An 18,344-nucleotide genomic window follows, 5' to 3' on the forward strand; every position below is an offset into this window, starting at 1 on the left:
GATGACCGTCCACCTCAACTGGTTCCTGCCGACCGGCGGCGACGGCCGCACCCTCGTCGACCGGCACGCCTACACCGACGGCGGCATCACGCGCTCCCGCGTCACTCCCGTCAGCGGAGTGCGGGCCCCTGACATCGACTATCTGATCCAGATCGCCAAGGCGGCCGAGCAGTTGGGCTTCGAGGCGGTGCTGACCCCGACCGGCACCTGGTGCGAGGACGCCTGGCTGACGACGGTCGCGCTGGCCCAGCACACCGAGCGGCTCAAGTTCCTGGTGGCGTTCCGTCCCGGCGTCATCTCCCCGGTGCTTGCGGCGCAGATGGCGGCCACGTATCAGCGCATCACGCGCGGGCGTCTGCTCCTGAACGTCGTCACGGGCGGCGACTCGACGGAGCAGCGGCGCTTCGGCGATCACCTCGACCACGATCGGCGTTACTCCCGTACGGACGAGTTCCTGTCGGTCGTGCGAGGCGTGTGGGGCGGCAAGCCCTTCGACTTCCACGGCGAGCACTACGACGTGGAGGGCGGCCTGACCGCGCTGCCGCCGGACCCGCTGCCGGAGATCTTCTTCGGCGGTTCGTCGGCGGCGGCCGGGCCGGTGGCCGCGCGGCACACGGATGTGTATCTGACGTGGGGCGAGCCGCCGGAGCATGTCAAGCAGAAGATCGACTGGGTTCGTGGGCTCGCCGAGGAGCAGGGGCGCACGGTCCGGTTCGGGATCCGGCTGCACACCATCTCGCGTGATTCCGCTGCCGAGGCGTGGGCCACCGCGAACCGGCTGCTCGACGACCTCGACCCGGACACCATCGCCGCCGCCCAGCAGGCGCTCGGCCGCAGCGAGTCCGTCGGCCAGCAGCGGATGCTGGCGCTGCACGGCGGTTCCCGCGACGACCTGGAGATCTCGCCGAACCTGTGGGCGGGTGTCGGTCTCGTACGGGGCGGCGCGGGCACCGCGCTCGTCGGCAGCCACGCGGACGTCGCCGATCGCATCGAGGAGTACCACGCGATCGGCGTGGAGCACTTCGTCCTTTCGGGCTATCCGCATCTGGAGGAGGCGTACTGGTTCGGCGAGGGTGTGATCCCTGATCTGGCTGCGCGCGGGCTGCTGCCCCGGATTCCGGCGTCGCGGCTGGCCGGAGTGCCGGCGGTGAACGGGCGTCCTGCCTCCGCTCCGGGCGGCGCGCCGCTCCTGGTGGCGGGCGGGCGCTGACCCGGACCCCTGTCCGGGAAGATCTCGGGCCCCGGTGGAGTTAGTAGAAGCGTGAACGACATCGGGGCACGGGACGCGGCCGCACATGAAGCGGCAGACGCGGCACAAGAGGTGGACGCAGTCGTCATCGGCGCCGGGCAGGCGGGTCTGTCCAGCGCCCATCACCTGCGCAGGGTCGGCTTCGAGCCGGACCGGGACTTCGTCGTCCTGGACCACTCGCCCCGGCCCGGCGGTGCCTGGCAGTTCCGCTGACCCTCGCTCACCTACGGCAAGGTGCATGGGATGCACTCGCTCCCCGGCATGGAGCTCACCGGCGCCGACCCCGCTCGCCCCTCCTCCGAGGTCATCCGGGAGTACTTCGAGGAGTACGAGCGGCGCTTCGACCTGCGGGTGCACCGGCCCGTCGACGTACACCGTGTCCGCGAGGGCGACGGCGGGCGGCTGCTGGTCGAGACGTCGGCCGGGGCCTGGGCGACCCGCACACTGATCAACGCCACCGGTACGTGGGACCGGCCGTTCTGGCCGCGCTATCCGGGGCAGGACACCTTCCGCGGGCGGCAGTTGCACACGGCCGTCTATCCGGGGCCCGAGGCCTTCGAGGGGCAGCGGGTGATCGTCGTGGGCGGCGGGGCTTCGGGTACCCAGCATCTGATGGAGATCGCTCCCTATGCCGCCGAGACCACCTGGGTCACCCGGCGGGAGCCCGTTTTCCGCGAGGGGCCGTTCGACGAGAACTGGGGGCGCTCGGCCGTCGCCATGGTCGAGGAGCGGGTGCGCCAGGGGCTCGCGCCGCAGAGCGTGGTGTCCGTGACCGGTCTGCCCGTCAACGACGCCATCCGGCAGGCGCGGGCCGACGGGGTGCTCGACCGCCTCCCGATGTTCGACCGCATCACGCCGGGCGGCGTGGAGTGGAACGACGGGCGGCACGTCGAGGCCGACGTCATTGTCTGGGCCACCGGATTCCGGGCGGCGATCGAGCACTTGGCGCCGCTGCGGCTGCGCGAACCGGGGGGCGGCATCCGGATCGAGGGCACCCGTGCCGTCGCCGACCCCCGTGTCCACCTGGTGGGCTACGGGCCATCGGCAAGCACCATCGGCGCGAACCGGGCGGGGCGGGCGGCCGTGCGGGACATCCAGCGGCTCCTGGAGGACGTGCCGGTGTCGGTCTGATCCGGTCGGCGCGGGCGCGCGCCCGCGCCGACCCGCGGGCCGCTAGCCGTCCTGCTTCTTCTCTTCCTTGTTCTTGCTCTGGTTCTTGTTGAACTCCGCCACGTTCTTCTGCTGCTCCTCGAAGCTCGACGTGAAGCGTGTGTCTCCCGGCTTCACCGTCACGAAGTACAGCCAGTCGCCCTGCGCCGGGCTGGTCGCCGCGCGCATCGCCTCATCGCCGGGGTTGCCGATCGGGGTGGGCGGCAGACCCATGCGCGTGTAGGTGTTGTAGGGGCTGTTGATCTTTGTGTCGTGGTCGCGCGTGTTCAGCGTCGAGCGGTTCAGGGCGTAATTGATCGTCGAGTCCATCTGCAGCGGCATGCCCTGGTCGAGGCGGTTGTAGATGACCCGGGCCACCTTGCCCATGTCCGCCTTGGAGCCTGCTTCGGCCTCGATCATGCTGGCGATGGTGACGGTCTGGTAGACGTTCACCGCGTTGCGGTCGGCGCCCGCCGTGACCTGGCCGCCGCTGAACTTCTTGGTCGCCGTGTTCACCATGTACGAGAGCACGGACGCGGGAGTCGACTGGTCGCTGATGGGGTACGTCGCCGGGAAGAGATACCCCTCTGGGTTGCCGCCCGCGTCGCCGGGGAGTTTGAGAGCGGCCTTGGGAATGGCCTTCTTCGTGGTGCCTTCCGGCACACCGAGGGCCTTGTCGACGGCCCCGTACACCTGGCCCGAGCGCCAGCCCTCCGGGATGGTCAGCGACTCGGGGCGTCCTTCGTCGTCCGGGAGCAGCAGCGGCACCGTAACGGCGGTGACCGCCGCGACGGCTCCGGTCGCGATCAGGGCGATTCGCCCCCGACGCGTCAGTCGAATCGTGCCCCGGCGCGGAGTCTTGGTCTGCAGCATGCGGGCACGTTATCCCGCAAATGCCGACATTCCGTGCATATCTTCATCTTGCTGGCTCCAGTTGGGCGTCTCTCCGAACCAGGGCGGCGTAACGGCCGTCCCTCTCCAGGAGCTCCTCGTGGGTGCCGCGCTCGGTGCTCCGGCCAGCGTCAAGGACCACGATCTGGTCGGCGCCGCGGACCGTGGAGAGCCGGTGCGCGATCGTGAGCGTCGTCCGGTCGGCGGACAGGGCGTCGATGGCTTCCTGTACGGCGTGCTCGGTGTGCGTGTCCAGGGCGCTGGTCGCCTCGTCCAGGATGAGTACGGGCGGATCGCGCAGGATCGTACGGGCGATGGCGAGGCGCTGCTTCTCGCCTCCGGAGAAGCGGTGGCCGCGCTCGCCGACCACCGTGTCGTACCCGTCGGGCAGGGACGCGATGTGGTCGTGGATCTGGGCGGCGCTCGCGGCCGCGATCAGCTCCTCGTCCGTGGCGTCGGGCTTGGCGAAGCGGAGGTTCTCGGCGACCGAGGCGTGGAAGAGATACGTCTCCTGGGAGACGACGCCGACGGCGCGGGCCAGCGTGTCGAAGTCCAGGTCGCGCACGTCGACGCCATCGATGGTCACGCGGCCGCCCGTCACGTCGTACAGCCGGGGGACCAAATAGCTGAGGGTCGACTTTCCCGAGCCGGTGGGGCCGACGACCGCGAGGCTGCCGCCCGCGGGGACGGTGATGTCGATGCCGTCGAGGATCGGGCGGCTCCGGCCGTCGTCCGTGTCGTAGCGGAACTCGACGCCCTCGAAGCGGACTTCGCCCTTGATGGTGTCCAGGCGCACCGGGCTCTCGGGCTCGGTGATGTCGATCGGCAGGTCGAGATACTCGAAGATGCGCTGGAAGAGCGCGAGCGAGGTCTGGATCTGCACGCCGGTGGAGAGCAGGCTCACGGTGGGCCGGAACAGGCCCTGCTGGAGCGAGACGAAGGCGACGAGCGTGCCGATCGAGACCGTCGGCCCGCCCATCTGGAAGGCGAGGCCCGCGGTCCAGTAGATGACGGCGGGCATGGCGGCCATGACGATCGAGATGACGGCCATGCGCCAGCGACCCGCCATGTTCGAGCGGACCTCGAGGTCGACCAGCTGCTCGGACTCGTCGGCGAAGGACTTGGTGAGCGAGTCCGAGCGGCCCATCGTGCGGCCGAGCAGGATGCCGCTGACGGAGAGCGACTCGGTGACCGTCGCGGCCATCGCGGCCATCTGCTTCTGCCGCTGGGTGGCTATCTTCTTGCGTTCGCGGCCGACCCGGCGGCTGATCCACACGAAGACGGGCAGCAGGAGCAGCGAGACGACCGTGAGCCGCCAGTCCAGGGCGAGCATCGCGACGATGGTGGCGATCACGCTGGTGAGGTTCGAGACCAGGGAGGTGGCGGTGGAGGTGACCGTCGCCTGCATGCCGCCGATGTCGCTGGCGATGCGGGACTGGACCTCACCGGTGCGGGTCCTGGTGAAGAAGGCGAGCGACATGCTCTGCAGGCGGCCGTAGACCGCGGTGCGCAGGTCGTGCATGACGCGCTGCCCGACCGTCGTACTGATCAGGGTCTGCAGGACGCCGAAGACGCTGGTGACGACCGCGCTGAGGATCATCCCGAGGGCGAGCAGGCTCAGCAGGCCCGTCCGTCCCTGCGGGATCGCGGTGTCGAGGATTTCCTTCAGGAGGAAGGGGGTGGCGACCGAGACCAGGGAGGCGGCGCCGACCAGCAGGCCGACGATCGCGAGGCGGGCGCGGTAGGGGCGGAAGAGGCGCAGGATGCGGCGGATCTGCCGCGGCTGTTCCTCTTGGCCGGGGGCCAGGGGCTGCGGTGTCCACGTGGGTTCGTCGGGACGCATGGGCTCCTACGGGAGGTGAGACGGCCACCGGCCCACGGACCGGCGATGACGGTCGGCGCCGGGCCGGCCGTGCACGCCGGCACACGGGCCGACTATGACTGAGGGAGCATAGCTCACTGTTACCTATACTCACAATGCACAAGGTCCTGATAATGTTCCCGCATGAACACCCCGGACGCCGACGGACTCCTCGCCGAACAGCTGCTGCGGCTGACCCGCAGGCTGCACCGCATCCAGAAGCGCCATCTCGTGCCGATCGGCATCACCCCGGCCCAGTCGCGCCTGCTGCGCACCCTCGTGCACTACGACACGCCGCCCCGCATGGCCGACCTCGCCCAGCGCCTCGAAGTGGTCCCGCGCGCGGTGACGAGCCTGGTCGACGGCCTGGAGGCCAGTGATCTCGTGCGTCGCGTCCCCGATCCCACCAACCGCCGGGTGATCCGCATCGAGCTCACGGACGCGGGCGGCAAGGCACTCAGGCAGCTGCGCAGCGCGCGCCGGGCCGCCGCAGAGGACATCCTGGCTCCACTGGACGCCGAGCAGCGCGAGCAGCTGGGCGGCCTGTTGAACGCGCTGCTCGATGTGCCGGACGTCCGCCGCTGCTGACCCCGGCCCACCGTCCGACGCCGCCCGACCGTCCGACCCCGTCGAGGAGAGCTCATGCCGCTGCTGGAGCCCACGCCGGAAGCCCTGCGCCCCGCATCGCGCCCGGAGGGCCCGGCCCACGACCGGGTGCCGGACCGGCAGGCCACGGGCACCCCGGAGCCGCTGCGCTCGGAGCTGACCGCGCTGCTCGGCGCGGACAAGGTCCTGACGAAGATCTCCGACCTCGTGCGGTACGCCTCCGACGCGAGCCCCTACCGCTTCGTGCCGCAGGTCGTGGTCGTCGCCGAGGACATCGACGACATCTCCGCCGTCCTGTCGTACGCGCACGGCAGGAGCCGCGAGGTCGTCTTCCGCGCGGCGGGCACCTCGCTCAACGGCCAGGCCCAGGGCGAGGACATCCTGGTCGACGTGCGCAAGCACTGGGCGGGCGTCGAGGTCATCGGCGACGGAGAGCAGGCGCGCATCGGCCCCGGCACGACGGTCCTGCGGGCCAACGCCACGCTCGCCCGGCATGGGCGCGTGCTCGGCCCCGACCCGGCGAGCGCCATCGCCTGCACGATCGGCGGGGTTGTCGCGAACAACGCGTCCGGCATGACGGCGGGCACCACGCGCAACTCGTACCGCACGGTGGCCTCGCTCACCTTCGTCCTGCCGACGGGCACGGTCGTCGACACGGCTGACCCGGACGCCGACGAACAGCTGGCCCACGCCGAACCGGCCCTGTGCGCGGGCCTGCTGGCGATCAAGCGGGAGATCGAGGCGGACCAGGAGCTCACGGCCCGCATCCGCGCCAAGTACGAGATCAAGAACACGAACGGCTACCGCCTCGACGCGTTCCTGGACGGTGCGACGCCCGTCGAGATCCTGCGTGGCCTGATGGTCGGCTCCGAGGGCACCTTCGGGTTCATCTCGGAGGTCGTCTTCGACACCCTTCCGCTGGACCGGCAGATCACCACGGGCCTGCTGTTCTTCCCCTCGCTGACGGCCGCCGCGGCGGCCGTCCCGCTGTTCAACGCAGCGGGCGCGCTGGCCGTGGAGCTGATGGACGGCAACACCCTGCGCGCCTCGACCAGCGTCGCGGGGGTGCCCGCCGACTGGGCGCGGCTCCCGAAGTCGACGGCCGCGCTCCTGGTGGAGTTCCGCGCGCCGGACGAGGCTCGCCAGGAAGCGTACGAAGCCGCGGCCGCCAAGGTCGTCGAAGGGCTCGAACTCGTCGCGCCGGTCACCTCGGTGACCAACGCCTTCACCCGTGACCCCAAGACGATCGGGGGCTATTGGAAGGCCCGCAAGGCCTTCGTGACGGCGGTCGGCGGCTCGCGGCCCTCCGGGACGACGCTGATCACCGAGGACTTCGCGGTGCCGCCGTCCCGGCTCGCCGACGCCTGCGAGGCCCTCCTCGGGCTCCAGACGCGGCACGGGTTCGACGCGGCCGTCGCGGGGCACGCCGCGCACGGCAATCTGCACTTCCTGCTCGCCTTCGACGCGGCTCTTCCGGCGGACGTGGAGCGCTATGCCACATTCATGGACGAGTTCTGCGCGCTCACCGTCGAGCGGTTCGACGGCTCGCTCAAGGCCGAGCACGCGACGGGACGCAACATCGCCCCGTTCCTGGAGCTCGAATGGGGCCCGAAGGCCACGGAGTTGATGTGGCGCACCAAGCAGGTGATCGACCCGGACTGTGTGCTCGCGCCGCGCATCGTCCTGGACCGCGACCCGAAGGCCCACCTCCGCGGCCTGAAGACGATCCCCAAGGTGGAGCTGATCGCGGACCCCTGCATCGAGTGCGGATTCTGCGAACCGACCTGCCCCAGCGAGGACTTGACGACGACTCCGCGCCAGCGGATCGTGCTGCGCCGCGAGATGATGCGCCAGGCACCCGGCTCCCCGGTCGAGGACGGCCTGGTGGAGGCGTACGGATACGACGCCGTGGACACCTGCGCCGGCGACTCGACCTGCAAACTGGCCTGCCCGGTGGGAATCGACACGGGCGCCCTGATGAAGGACTTCCGGCACGCACGGCACTCGCCGCGCGAGGAGAAGGTGGCCGCCCTCGCCGCCAGGAACTTCAAGGCGGTCGAGGCCGCCGCACGCCTCGCGGTCGCCTCCGCCGACCGGATCAGCGACCGGCTCCTGACCACGGTGACGCGCGCCGCGCGCAAGGCGGTCCGCCCCGATCTGGTCCCCGAATGGCTGCCGGACATCCCCGGGGCCGCCGCCCGAAAGCTGCCGCGCACCTCGCGCGTGGGCGCGAGCGCCGTCTACTACCCTGCGTGCGTCAACCGCATCTTCGGGAGCCCGGGTGACCGTTCCCTGCCGGAGGCGGTGGTCGCCGTCTCCGCGCGCGCGGGAAGGCCCGTCTGGATTCCGGACGACGTCGCGGGGACGTGCTGCGCGACGATCTGGCACTCCAAGGGGTACGACCAGGGCAATGCGGTCATGGCCAATCGCATCGTCGAGGCGGCCTGGGGCTGGACGGCGGGCGGCAGGCTGCCCCTCGTGGTGGACGCCTCGTCCTGCACGCTCGGCATCGCGCACGAGGTCGTGCCCTATCTCACCGCCGACAACCGGCAGTTGCACCAGGAGCTGAACATCGTCGACTCCCTCGTCTGGGCCGCGGACGAACTGCTCCCCCACCTGACCGTGCACCGCACGGTCGGCTCCGCCGTCCTGCACCCCACCTGCTCCATGAGCCATCTGGGCGACGAGGCCCAGCTGCGCGCCGTCGCCGAGGCCTGCGCGGACGAGGTCGTCGTCCCGGACGACGCGGGCTGCTGCGCCTTCGCCGGTGACCGCGGCATGCTGCACAAGGAGCTGACGGAGTCGGCCACCCGCAAGGAGGCGGCGGAGGTCACGGCCCGTCCCTTCGACGCGCACCTCTCGGCGAACCGCATGTGCGAGGTGGGCATGGACCACGCCACGGGCCGCGCCTACTACTCCGTACTCCTGGAGCTGGAGCGCGCGACGCGCCCCTGAGCACCACCCCGCCAGGACACCCGCTCAAGACGCCCCGCAACCGCCCCGCAACCGAGGCGCGAAATAAATCCAACTCCCTGGCCACTTCGGTCCCTTGCGCCACGCCCGTCCCCGCATCAGGGTGGCATCCGTTCCAGCGCAGGCATCCAAGCCACGGAGGTCCGATGCACGACGAGCACGCCCTACCGAACCCTGACGAGTCCGCGACCCCTGACGACTCCGCCGACGGCGCCTCCCGCCGTGCCGTGCTCCGCACCGCGGGCCTCGCCGGGGCCGGGCTCGGCCTCGGCGCCCTCGCCGGCGGCACGGCCCACGCCGACGCCCCGCAGGGCGCTCCCGCGGCGCCCGCCGAGGCGGCCACGGCCGCCGACGCACCGCCCCGCAAGGGCAAGACCATGGTCGGCGTACCGTTCGAGCGGCGTTCCACGGTGCGCGTCGGCATCGTCGGGCTCGGCAATCGCGGCGGCAGCATGATCGACCTGTTCCTGGCGGTCCCGGGGGTGAAGGTCGTCGCGCTCTGCGACCCGGTCAAGGACAAGACGGCGGCCGCCGCGAAGAAGGTCACCGACGCGGGCCAGCCCGCACCGGCGACGTACACCAAGGGCGATCACGACTTCGAGAACCTCTGCAAGCGCGGGGACATCGACTTCGTGTACGTGGCGACGCCCTGGGACTGGCACTTCGACATGGCCAAGACGGCGATGCTGAACGGCAAGCACGTCGGCGTGGAGTGTCCGGTCGCCCTCCAGCTCGACCAGCTCTGGGAACTGGTCGACCTCTCCGAGCGGACCCGCAGACACTGCATGCAGTTGGAGAACTGCTGTTACGGCAAGAACGAGATGCGTGTCCTGCGCATGGCCCACGCGGGCAAGTTCGGCGATCTGCTGCACGGGGCGGGCGCGTACAACCACGACCTGCGCGGCCTGATGTTCGACCCGGACTACTACGAGGGTCCGTGGCGGCGCCTGTGGCACACGCGGCTGCGCGGTGACCTCTACCCCAACCACGGCTTCGGCCCGGTATCCAACTACATGGACATCAACCGCGGCGACCGCGTCACCCACATCTCCAGCTTCGGCACGCCCGCCCTCGGCCTGGCCGAGTACCGCAAGGCGCACATGCCCGCGGGCGACCCGAGCTGGAAGGAGACGTACATCGAGAGCGACCGCACGATCAGCCTCGTGCAGACGGCGAAGGGGCGGGTGATCCGTCTGGAGCACGACGTCTCGACCCCCCACCCCTACAGCCGCATCAACAGCCTCGGCGGCACAAAGGGCGTCTTCGAGGACTACCCCGAGCGCATCTACATCGAGCCGGACCACACGAACGACGAGTGGGGCGACTTCGGCAAGTACGCCGCGGACTTCGACCACTGGCTGTGGAAGGAGCACTCCAACCCGCCGGGCGGGCACGGCGGCATGGACTACATCATGATCTTCCGTCTGATGCAGACCATGCAGCTCGGCCTCGTGCCCGACTTCGACGTCTACGACGCCGCGGTCTGGACGTCGCCCGTCCCCCTGAGCCATCTGTCGATCAAGGCGAAGGGCGCGCCGCAGGCGATCCCCGACTTCACTCGCGGGATGTGGAAGAAGAAGCGTCCGGGAGTGGACTCGGAGAAGCCGCAGGGGTAAGGGACTTGGGCTCATCGGGCCCGGCGGCGCTGACGTCAGCGCTGCCGGGCTCCTCCGCCTGCTCGGGCACGAACGCGATCTCGCCGCCGAGGACCTTCTTGGCCCGCGCCGTGTCCAGCGCGCCCTCCCAGCGCGAGACCACGAAGACGGCGACGCAGTTGCCGAGCAGGTTCGTGGCGACGCGCATGGCGTCCATGATGCGGTCCACGCCGAGCAGCAGGGCGACCGCACCGGCCGGGATGACCCCGAGCGCGGAGGCGGTCGCGGACAGCGCGAGGAACGCCGAACCGGGCACGCCCGCCATGCCCTTGCTGGTCAGCATCAGGACGAGGACGACCGTGATCTGCTGGCCCAGGCTCAGGTCCACGCCCACGGCCTGCGCGATGAACAACGTACCGACGGAGAGATAGATGGAAGCGCCGTCGAGGTTGAAGGAGTACCCCGTCGGCAGGACCAGGCCCACCGCGTCGTCCCGGCAGCCCGCCTGGCGCAGCTTCTGCATCATGCGCGGCATGACGGCCTCGCTGGAGGCCGTGCCGAGCGCAAGGAGCATCTCCTCGCGGGTGTAGCGCACGAACTTCCACAGGCTCAGGCCCGTCAGCGCCTTCAGGGCGACGGCGAGCAGGACGAGGAAGATCAGGGCCACCGCGTAACAGACACCGATGAGCTTGCCGTACGTCGACAGGGCGCCGAGACCGTACTCCCCCACCAGGTGCGCGGTGGCGCCGAACACGGCGAGCGGTGCCAGCTTCATGATGAAGCCGACGATCGCGAAGACGATCTCCTGGCCCTGCTCGATGGCGGGCAGGATCGCGGGAACCTTCGTGTTGCCGAGATGCAGCAGCGCCGCGCCCACCAGGCAGGACAGGACGAGGACTTGGAGCAGCGAGTTCTCGGCGAAGGCACCGATCGCACTGTCGGGCAGCGAGTGCAGGATGAACTCGCTGGTGGAGGGCAGCTCACCACCGCCGGTCTTCGCGTCGACCGCCGACGCGTCGAGCTTGGCGGGGTCGACGTTCATTCCGGCGCCGGGACTCACGAGGTTCCCGGCGAGCAGCCCGACGACGAGGGCGACCGTGGTCGCGACCTCGAACCAGATGAGGGCCTTGATCCCGATGCGCCCGAAGGCCTTGAGATCTCCGGCCTTGGTGATTCCGGCGACGACCACGCAGAACACGAGCGGGGCGATCATCGCCTTGATGAGACGCACGAAGCCGTCGCCGAGCGGTTGGACGGCGGTGCCCACGTCGGGCCACAGCCTTCCGACGAGGACTCCGAGCACCAGCGCGCAGGCGACCTGCGCGAACAGTGAGGTTCGCAATGTGCGTGCTACGCGTCGCGGTAGGGACGGTACGGACTGCGGCACGGGCACTCCTGTAGTGAGACTTCAAGTGACTTCTGCCATACGGAAATTTGTTTCCGCGAGGCGCCACTATGGCGGAGTGCCCGCTTCCGCAAAAGACCTCCAGATCACATCGGCGTAAATCTTGGATCTTGCTCCAAGAGCCGACGCGGAGGCAGGGGCTCAGCAGCGCAGCCGGTTCACCGTGAGAGCGCCCTGCTCGGTGGCCAGCGTGCGGTCGTGGCAGCCGCCGTCGCCGTACACGCGATAGCGCTCACGGGATGTGCCGACGGCGTGCCGGTCCTCGCGCGGGGCGTTGGCGGTGTACGTCGCGTCGCCTTCGTAGCGGTCGTCGGTGACCGTACGAGCGGTGCGGCGCCCGTCGTTCCTGACGACGGTCTCCGCCCGGTCGCCGAGGGCGATCTCGGTGCGCAGCCGGTCGCCGGCGCCGAGCGTCGTCGTGCCGTCCATCGTGTACGTCCGGTCGGTGCGGGTCGCGCGGCCGTCCCGGGTGACCGTCTCGCGGTCGGTCCAGGTGGACTTGAGCGCGTCGGTGGTCTCGCCGTCGGTCCAGCGGTGGACGGAGGTGTTGGCGAGCGCACGGGTGACGGTCGTCTCGACGCGGCCGTGGGAGGTGTCGACGTATCCCGAGACGCTGAGCCGGTGGCTGCCCGAGGTGTCGAGGCGGTGCTCACGCTCCGGCGAACCAGGCGTGTACGTGGCCTGGTTGGCGAGGTCGCCCGCCTTGTGCGCGGTCAGCTTCCCGGTGACGCGCTCGCTCTTCTCGTCCTGCCAGACGAGGACGTTGGTCGGGGTGTGCCAGCCGGTCGTCGCCTCCGGCCTGCCCGCCACGGACACCTCCACCTGGTGCGGGCGGCCGTCGTTGAGCAGTCCGGCGAAGGGCGTCAGGTCGTACTCGATGGGCTTGATGTCGAAGGCGCGGGGCCCCGGGATCACGTACCACAGAAAGGGGTTGGACCAGCCGCCCGTCCACACGGTCGGGAACGGCGTGGCGACACCGGCGAGTTGGCCGTCGACCGTGACCTGCACCTCGCGGTAGGGCCCGTCCTCGGCCTTGCAGGAATAGGGCGCCGCGTCCGGGACCGTCAGATACCAGTACTCCTCGCAGCCGCCGCCGGAGCCGGTCGCGTAGACCTCGGCGACGATGCGCTCGCTGTTGCGCGGGGTGGTGAGGGTGGTGCCGTCGCCCAGCGGCAGGACGCGGTCCGGGGGCGCCTGCTCGTGCTTGGCGCCCTTCTGCGCCGCGTGGTTGGGTCCCCTCTGAACCGCGTGGTTGGCGCCCTTCCGCGCCGCGTAGAACGTCAGGGTCGCCTTGACGTCGATGACACCGGTGTACGTCTCGTTGACGACGTTCCCGATGAGCATCTCGACCCGCTGGTCGCGCGTCAGGGTCTCGCGGTAGCGCGTGACGTCCTTCTCCACGGACCAGGCGATGCCGTCGACGGACGGCTCAGGGGTGGACGTCCGGAAGACCTCGACACCGCCCACGCGGAGATAGCCGAGGCGGTCGTACTGCCGCCCCTTGACCTTGCCGTCGAGGCGCAGGACGACCTTGCCCCAGTCGCCCGCGCCGCATTTCCCGGGCGGGCTGTAGTCGCCTTCGTAGGGCGTGAAGTCCTTGAACCGCGCCTCGGCCACGGTCACTTCGCAGGACTTGGTGTGCGGCTTCGGGACGGGCGGAGCGGCCGTGACCGGGTCGTGCCAGTCATTGCCGAACTCCGGCGGGGGCGTGTCGGCCGCGGCCGGGCCCGCGCCGAAGAGTGTGCTCGCCGCGAGGGTGACCCCGGCGAGCATGGACATGACGCGTCTTCTCATGGGGGCTTTCTACGCCCGAGGGGCCCGGCGGAGCTAGCCCTTCAAATTCGCCTTGTCCCCCATCACCACGACCGGGTGCTGCTTCGGGTCGAGGTTCTTCAGGAGGTACTCCATGCCCGGCTTGGACAGGCTCACGCAGCCCGACGTGCCGCTGCCGTGGTCCATGTGCAGCCAGATGCTGCCGCCCTTGGACTGGCCCTGGGGGCGGGTCGGGTCGTTGGGCGGAGTGCCCTTGGCGCGGTTGTAGTCGATGGCGATGACGTAGTCGAAATCGTGCCAGTGCGTCCTGGGCCAGTAGTGCGGGGCCTGCATCGACGTGCTCTGGGTGTACGGGAGTTCGGCGCCCGGATCGGCGAGGACGCCGCCCGCGTCGGTCAGCGTGTAGACGCCGACCGGGCTGCGCTTGTCGTTCTCGCGATGGTCGGTGGTCCAGCCCTTCTTGCCGTTGTGCGCGGCCCAGCCGCGGGTCTTGTCCCACGTCGAGCCGGACTTCTCGTACAGGACGACGGTGGACTTCGCCGAGTCCTCGCCCTGGCCGTAGACCGCCACGACCTGCCGGGAGTTCTTCGGGATCTGGTTCTGGAGGCGGTCGCCCACGTCGGGGATGCGCTTGAGGGCGGTCGTCGCCGGCGCCCCGGCTCTCTTCGCCCGGCCCGCGTCGTCCTTCTTCCCTCCGGCCTTCGCCCCGTCGTCCCCACTGCCACAGGACGTCAGAAGAACACCGCAGGCCGCGACCGCGGCCGCCGCTCGCACCGCACCGGCTATACGCATCCGTCCATGGTCGCACCCGGTTCACGCGAGCCGTCCCGACGCCCGGCCCAGGGCGGAGAAGGGGCCGAATCTTTACTCCCCGACGGAAAATCGTTTGCTTCGCGCCACCGTCCGAGGCGAACCTTTCACGGCCTGTTACCGCCGCTCGATGTCCGCTGCCTCCATCTGTGGGACAGCTCCTCCGACCGTTCACGACCGCACGCTCATCACCGTCCGTTCACGCCGGCACGCTCCGCCGAACCGACGGTCCGTCTCTCCGACCCTGGGACGTCACACGTCATGCAGATTCGCGATCTACCGTTCACCGACCCGGGCATGCCGGATGCCCGCTCGGGCCCTCACTTCCTGCGCTGGCTCGGGCGCAACCAGCTCGGCGGCCAGCTGAAATCACTCGCCTGGGGTCTCCTGCACTTCGGCTCGATCGCGGTCCTCCCCTACCTCGTCGGACTCGCCGTCCAGGCCGTGGTCGACCGCTCGGGGGAACGACTGGCCGTGGCGGGCGCGATGATGACGCTGAGCGGCCTCGCCATCGCCCTGGGCGACACCATGCTGCACCGCACGGCGGTCACCAACTGGATCACCGCGGCCGCCCGCGTCCAGCAGCTCCTTGCCCGCAAGACGGCGCAGCTCGGCTCGGCACTCACGCGGCGCGTCGCCGCCGGTGAGGTGGTCGCGGTCTCCACCGGCGACGTCGAGAAGATCGGCTGGTTCGTGGAAGCAGCCTCGCGGTTCACGGCGGCGGCGCTCACGGTCGTCTTCGTCTGCGTGGGCGTCGTCGTGTACCAGCCCGCTCTCGGCGTCGTCGTCGCGGTGGGCGTCCCGGTGCTCGCGCTCGCCGTGCTGCCGCTGCTGCCGCGCGCCACCCGGCGGGCCGACCATCAGCGCGAGAAGGCCGGGCGTGCGACAGAGCTGGCCTCGGACACCGTGGCGGGCCTGCGGGTGCTGCGTGGCATCGGCGGCGAGGAGCTCTTCCTCGACCGCTACCGCCGTGCCTCGCAGGAAGTGCGTACGGCCGCCGTGCGCAGCGCCCGGATGTGGGCCGCGATCTCCGCGGTCCAGGTGCTGATGCCGGGGCTGCTCCTGATCGCGGTCGTCTGGCACGGCGTGAACCTGGCCCGCGAGGGCCGGATCACCATCGGCGAGCTCGTCACCGTCTACAGCACGGTCACGCTCCTGACCTACCCCTTGCGGCACTTCGAGGAGATCGCGATGGCGTACAGCTTCTCGCGCCCCTCGGCCAAGCGAGCTGCCCGGGTGCTCTCGCTCCAGCGCACGACCCATGCCGGTGACGGGCTGCGGGACGGCAAGGACACTGCCGCAGGCGGCCGGAGTGGCGACGTGGAGATGCCCTCGGGTGATCTCTACGACCCGGCGACCGGACTCCTGGCGCCTTCGGGCCGGCTCACCGCCGTCGTGTGCGGCGACCCGGACGAGGCGGGGCTGCTCGCCGAGCGTCTCGGCGGGCACGCGGCGTTCGACGACGCGGAGGAGCTGCCCTCCGTGCTGCTCGGCGGGGTGGCGCTCGACGAGCTGCCGCTGGCCACCGCCCGTACCGCCGTCCTCGTGCAGGACAAGGACCCGGTCCTGCTCTCCGGCACGCTCCGCGGACTCCTCGACGTACCGGCGTCGGGAGCGGTGAGCGCCGACGACGCCCTGACGGCCGCGCAGTGCGCGGACGTCCTGGACGCCCTGGCGCAGGCCTCGGTGGACGAGACACCGATGGACGCCCATGTCACCGAGCGCGGACGCTCCCTGTCCGGCGGGCAGCGCCAACGCCTCGCGCTGGCCCGTTCGTTGGTCACCGACCCCGAGGTCCTCGTGCTCGACGAGCCGACGTCAGCCGTCGACTCGCACACCGAGGCGCGGGTCGCCGATGGCGTCAAGGGGCTGCGCAAGGGACGTACGACCGTGGTCCTCACGTCGTCGCCACTCCTCCTGGACCGGGCCGAGCGGGTGGTCTTCCTCCATGAGGGCGAGGTCGTGGCGGTGGGCGAACACCGCGAACTGGTGCACAGCGAGCCGCGCTACCGGGCGGTCGTGACGCGCGAGACGGACGAGGAACGGGCGCCACAGGCGCGGACCGACACGAAGACCGACACCGACACCGACAGCGACAGCGACACCGGCGTCGACATCCGTATCGGCATCGACATCGACATCGAGGAGACGGCATGATCGGCCTGGCGCCACCGGAGTACGATCCGGCGGCCCCGACCACCGCGGACACCCTGCCCGTGGGCGCGCCCGCGACGGTAGGGGCCTACGTACGCGAGCTGTTCAGGCGGCACCGCCGGGCCTTCGCCCTGCTCATCACGGTCAACACCTGCGCCGTGGTGGCCTCCATGGCCGGTCCCTACCTGCTGGGCGATCTGGTCCAGAACGTCTCGGACAGCGCCCGCGATCTCCATCTGGGGCGCACCATCGGGATCTTCACCGTGGCCCTGGTCGTGCAGGCCGTCTTCGTCCATCAGGTGCGGGTGCGCGGTGCGATGCTCGGGGAGAGGATGCTGGCCGATCTGCGCGAGGACTTCCTCGTCCGTTCGGTCGGGCTGCCGCCTGGTGTGCTCGAACGGGCCGGGACGGGAGATCTTCTCTCCCGGATCACCACGGACGTCGACCGGCTCGCGAACGCCATGCGGGAGGCGGTGCCGCAGCTCGCCATCGGCGTGGTGTGGGCCGCGCTCCTGATCGGCGGTCTCGCCGTGACCGCGCCGCCGCTGGCGCCCGCCCTCCTCGTCGCGGTGCCTCTCCTGGTCGTCGGATGCCGCTGGTACTTCAAGCGGGCGCCCTCCGCCTACCGTTCGGAGGCCGCCGGGTACGCCGCCGTCGCGGCAGCCCTCGCCGAGACCATCGACGCGGGGCGCACGGTGGAGTCGCACCGGCTCGGAGAGCGCCGCGTGCAGCTGTCGGAGCGCCGCATCAAGGAATGGACGGCGTGGGAACGCCACACCCTTTACCTGCGCTCCGTCCTCTTCCCGGTCATCACCTTCACGCACACCCTCGTACTCTGCTCCGTCCTGATGATCGGCGGTGTGTTCGTCCTGCAGGGCTGGATCAGCGTCGGCCAGCTGACGACGGGGGCGCTGATCGCGCAGATGCTCGTCGACCCGCTGGGGATCATCCTGCGCTGGTACGACGAGCTGCAGGTCGCCCAGGTCTCGCTCGCTCGGCTCGTGGGCGTACGGGACATCGAACCGGACGCGGGCGACGGCTCCGTCACCCCCGACGGACGCCATGTCCTCGCGGACGACGTGCACTTCGGCTACCGCGCGGGCGTCGACGTCCTGCGCGAGGTGTCGCTCGCCGTCGAGCCTGGTTCGCGCGTCGCCCTGGTCGGCCCGTCCGGCGCGGGCAAGTCCACCCTCGGCAGGCTGCTCGCCGGGATCTACGCACCGCGCGACGGGCACGTGACGCTGGGCGGAGCCGAGCTGTCGGCCATGCCCGCCGAAGAGGTCCGTTCGCACGTGGCGCTGGTCAACCAGGAGCACCACGTCTTCGTGGGGTCCCTGCGCGACAACCTCCTCCTGGCCAGGACCGGGGCGCAGGACGCGGAACTGTGGGCGGCTCTCGGCGCGGTCGACGCGGACGGCTGGGCACAGGCGCTGGGCGAGGGCCTGGACACCGAGGTGGGCTCGGGCGGCTTCGCCCTCACCCCGGCGCAGGCCCAGCAGATCGCACTGGCCCGTCTGGTCCTCGCCGACCCGCACACCCTGGTCCTGGACGAGGCGACCTCGCTCCTGGACCCGCGCGCGGCACGCCACTTGGAACGCTCCCTCGCCCGCGTCCTCGACGGCCGCACGGTCGTGGCCATCGCCCACCGGCTGCACACCGCGCACGACGCGGATGTCATCGCGGTGGTCGAGAACGGCCGGATCAGCGAGCTCGGCAGCCATGACGAGCTGGTGGGGGCGGGGGGTGCTTACGCGGCGCTCTGGCGGTCCTGGCATGGGTAGTGCGCCTGGGGTGGCGAGCGGGCCGCCTGCAGCTGGCGAACCGGGGGTGGTCGAGCCTGCGGCAGGCGAACCGGCGGCGGTAGAGCCCGCTACAGGC

The 18,344-nt window shown here is 70.7% G+C and carries 11 protein-coding genes and 1 pseudogene; 7 read left to right on the forward strand and 5 right to left on the reverse strand.

The window, feature by feature from the left end:
* Nucleotide 1: 1 nt before the first annotated feature.
* On the forward strand, nt 2-1,210 hold the full coding sequence (locus AC07AG_RS27575; protein ID WP_478758589.1) for an LLM class flavin-dependent oxidoreductase: 1,209 nt from the start codon (nt 2-4) through the stop codon (nt 1,208-1,210).
* A 60-nt stretch (nt 1,211-1,270) separates the two neighbouring features.
* Nucleotides 1,271-2,380: pseudogene (locus tag AC07AG_RS27580) on the forward strand (NAD(P)-binding domain-containing protein).
* Nucleotides 2,381-2,422: 42 nt separating this feature from the next.
* On the opposite strand, the gene mltG reads toward AC07AG_RS27580, so the two are convergent.
* Both mltG and AC07AG_RS27590 read right to left on the reverse strand, forming a co-directional pair.
* A complete protein-coding gene (gene mltG, locus AC07AG_RS27585) occupies nt 2,423-3,268 on the reverse strand; it encodes an endolytic transglycosylase MltG (RefSeq protein WP_478758790.1) in 846 nt (281 codons plus the stop codon).
* A 46-nt stretch (nt 3,269-3,314) separates the two neighbouring features.
* Entirely contained in the window at nt 3,315-5,132 is a 1,818-nt protein-coding gene (locus tag AC07AG_RS27590) for an ABC transporter ATP-binding protein (protein ID WP_478758590.1), read from the reverse strand.
* 162 nt (nt 5,133-5,294) lie between these two features.
* Between AC07AG_RS27590 and AC07AG_RS27595 the strand changes: the two genes are divergently transcribed.
* The 3 genes from AC07AG_RS27595 (at nt 5,295) to AC07AG_RS27605 (ending at nt 10,345) form a co-directional block, all read left to right on the forward strand.
* A complete protein-coding gene (locus AC07AG_RS27595) occupies nt 5,295-5,738 on the forward strand; it encodes a MarR family winged helix-turn-helix transcriptional regulator (RefSeq protein ID WP_249592175.1) in 444 nt (147 codons plus the stop codon).
* A gap of 54 nt (nt 5,739-5,792) precedes the next feature.
* On the forward strand, nt 5,793-8,711 hold the full coding sequence (locus tag AC07AG_RS27600) for an FAD-binding and (Fe-S)-binding domain-containing protein (RefSeq protein ID WP_478758592.1): 2,919 nt from the start codon (nt 5,793-5,795) through the stop codon (nt 8,709-8,711).
* Between the two features lie 164 nt (nt 8,712-8,875).
* Nucleotides 8,876-10,345: a Gfo/Idh/MocA family protein gene (locus AC07AG_RS27605; RefSeq protein WP_478758594.1), complete on the forward strand. Its 1,470-nt coding sequence runs from the start codon at nt 8,876-8,878 to the stop codon at nt 10,343-10,345.
* On the opposite strand, the gene AC07AG_RS27610 is transcribed toward AC07AG_RS27605, so the two are convergent.
* From AC07AG_RS27610 to AC07AG_RS27620, 3 genes are all read right to left on the reverse strand, one after another.
* On the reverse strand, nt 10,284-11,711 hold the full coding sequence (locus tag AC07AG_RS27610) for a cation:dicarboxylate symporter family transporter (RefSeq protein WP_478758596.1): 1,428 nt from the start codon (nt 11,709-11,711) through the stop codon (nt 10,284-10,286). The two genes, AC07AG_RS27605 and AC07AG_RS27610, sit on opposite strands and share 62 nt — an antisense overlap.
* Nucleotides 11,712-11,870: 159 nt before the next feature.
* Complete coding sequence (locus AC07AG_RS27615; RefSeq protein WP_478758598.1) at nt 11,871-13,523, reverse strand: peptide-N4-asparagine amidase; 1,653 nt, start codon at nt 13,521-13,523, stop codon at nt 11,871-11,873.
* Between the two features lie 33 nt (nt 13,524-13,556).
* The gene (locus AC07AG_RS27620; protein ID WP_478758600.1) at nt 13,557-14,294 is read right to left on the reverse strand and encodes a L,D-transpeptidase family protein; all 738 of its coding nucleotides are present in this window, start codon (nt 14,292-14,294) and stop codon (nt 13,557-13,559) included.
* 279 nt (nt 14,295-14,573) lie between these two features.
* Here AC07AG_RS27620 and AC07AG_RS27625 point away from each other — a divergent pair, with 279 nt between their 5' ends.
* Together AC07AG_RS27625 and AC07AG_RS27630 are read left to right on the forward strand one after the other, a co-directional pair.
* Nucleotides 14,574-16,469, forward strand: coding sequence for an ABC transporter transmembrane domain-containing protein (locus AC07AG_RS27625; protein ID WP_478758602.1), 1,896 nt, complete (start codon nt 14,574-14,576; stop codon nt 16,467-16,469).
* Nucleotides 16,466-18,247 carry an ABC transporter ATP-binding protein gene (locus tag AC07AG_RS27630; RefSeq protein ID WP_478758604.1) on the forward strand — a complete coding sequence of 594 codons (1,782 nt, stop codon included), beginning with the start codon at nt 16,466-16,468 and terminating at the stop codon, nt 18,245-18,247. Before AC07AG_RS27625 ends, AC07AG_RS27630 begins: the two co-directional genes overlap by 4 nt.
* Nucleotides 18,248-18,344: the final 97 nt, after the last annotated feature.

This window comes from Streptomyces sp. NPDC044044, from assembly GCF_056434405.1.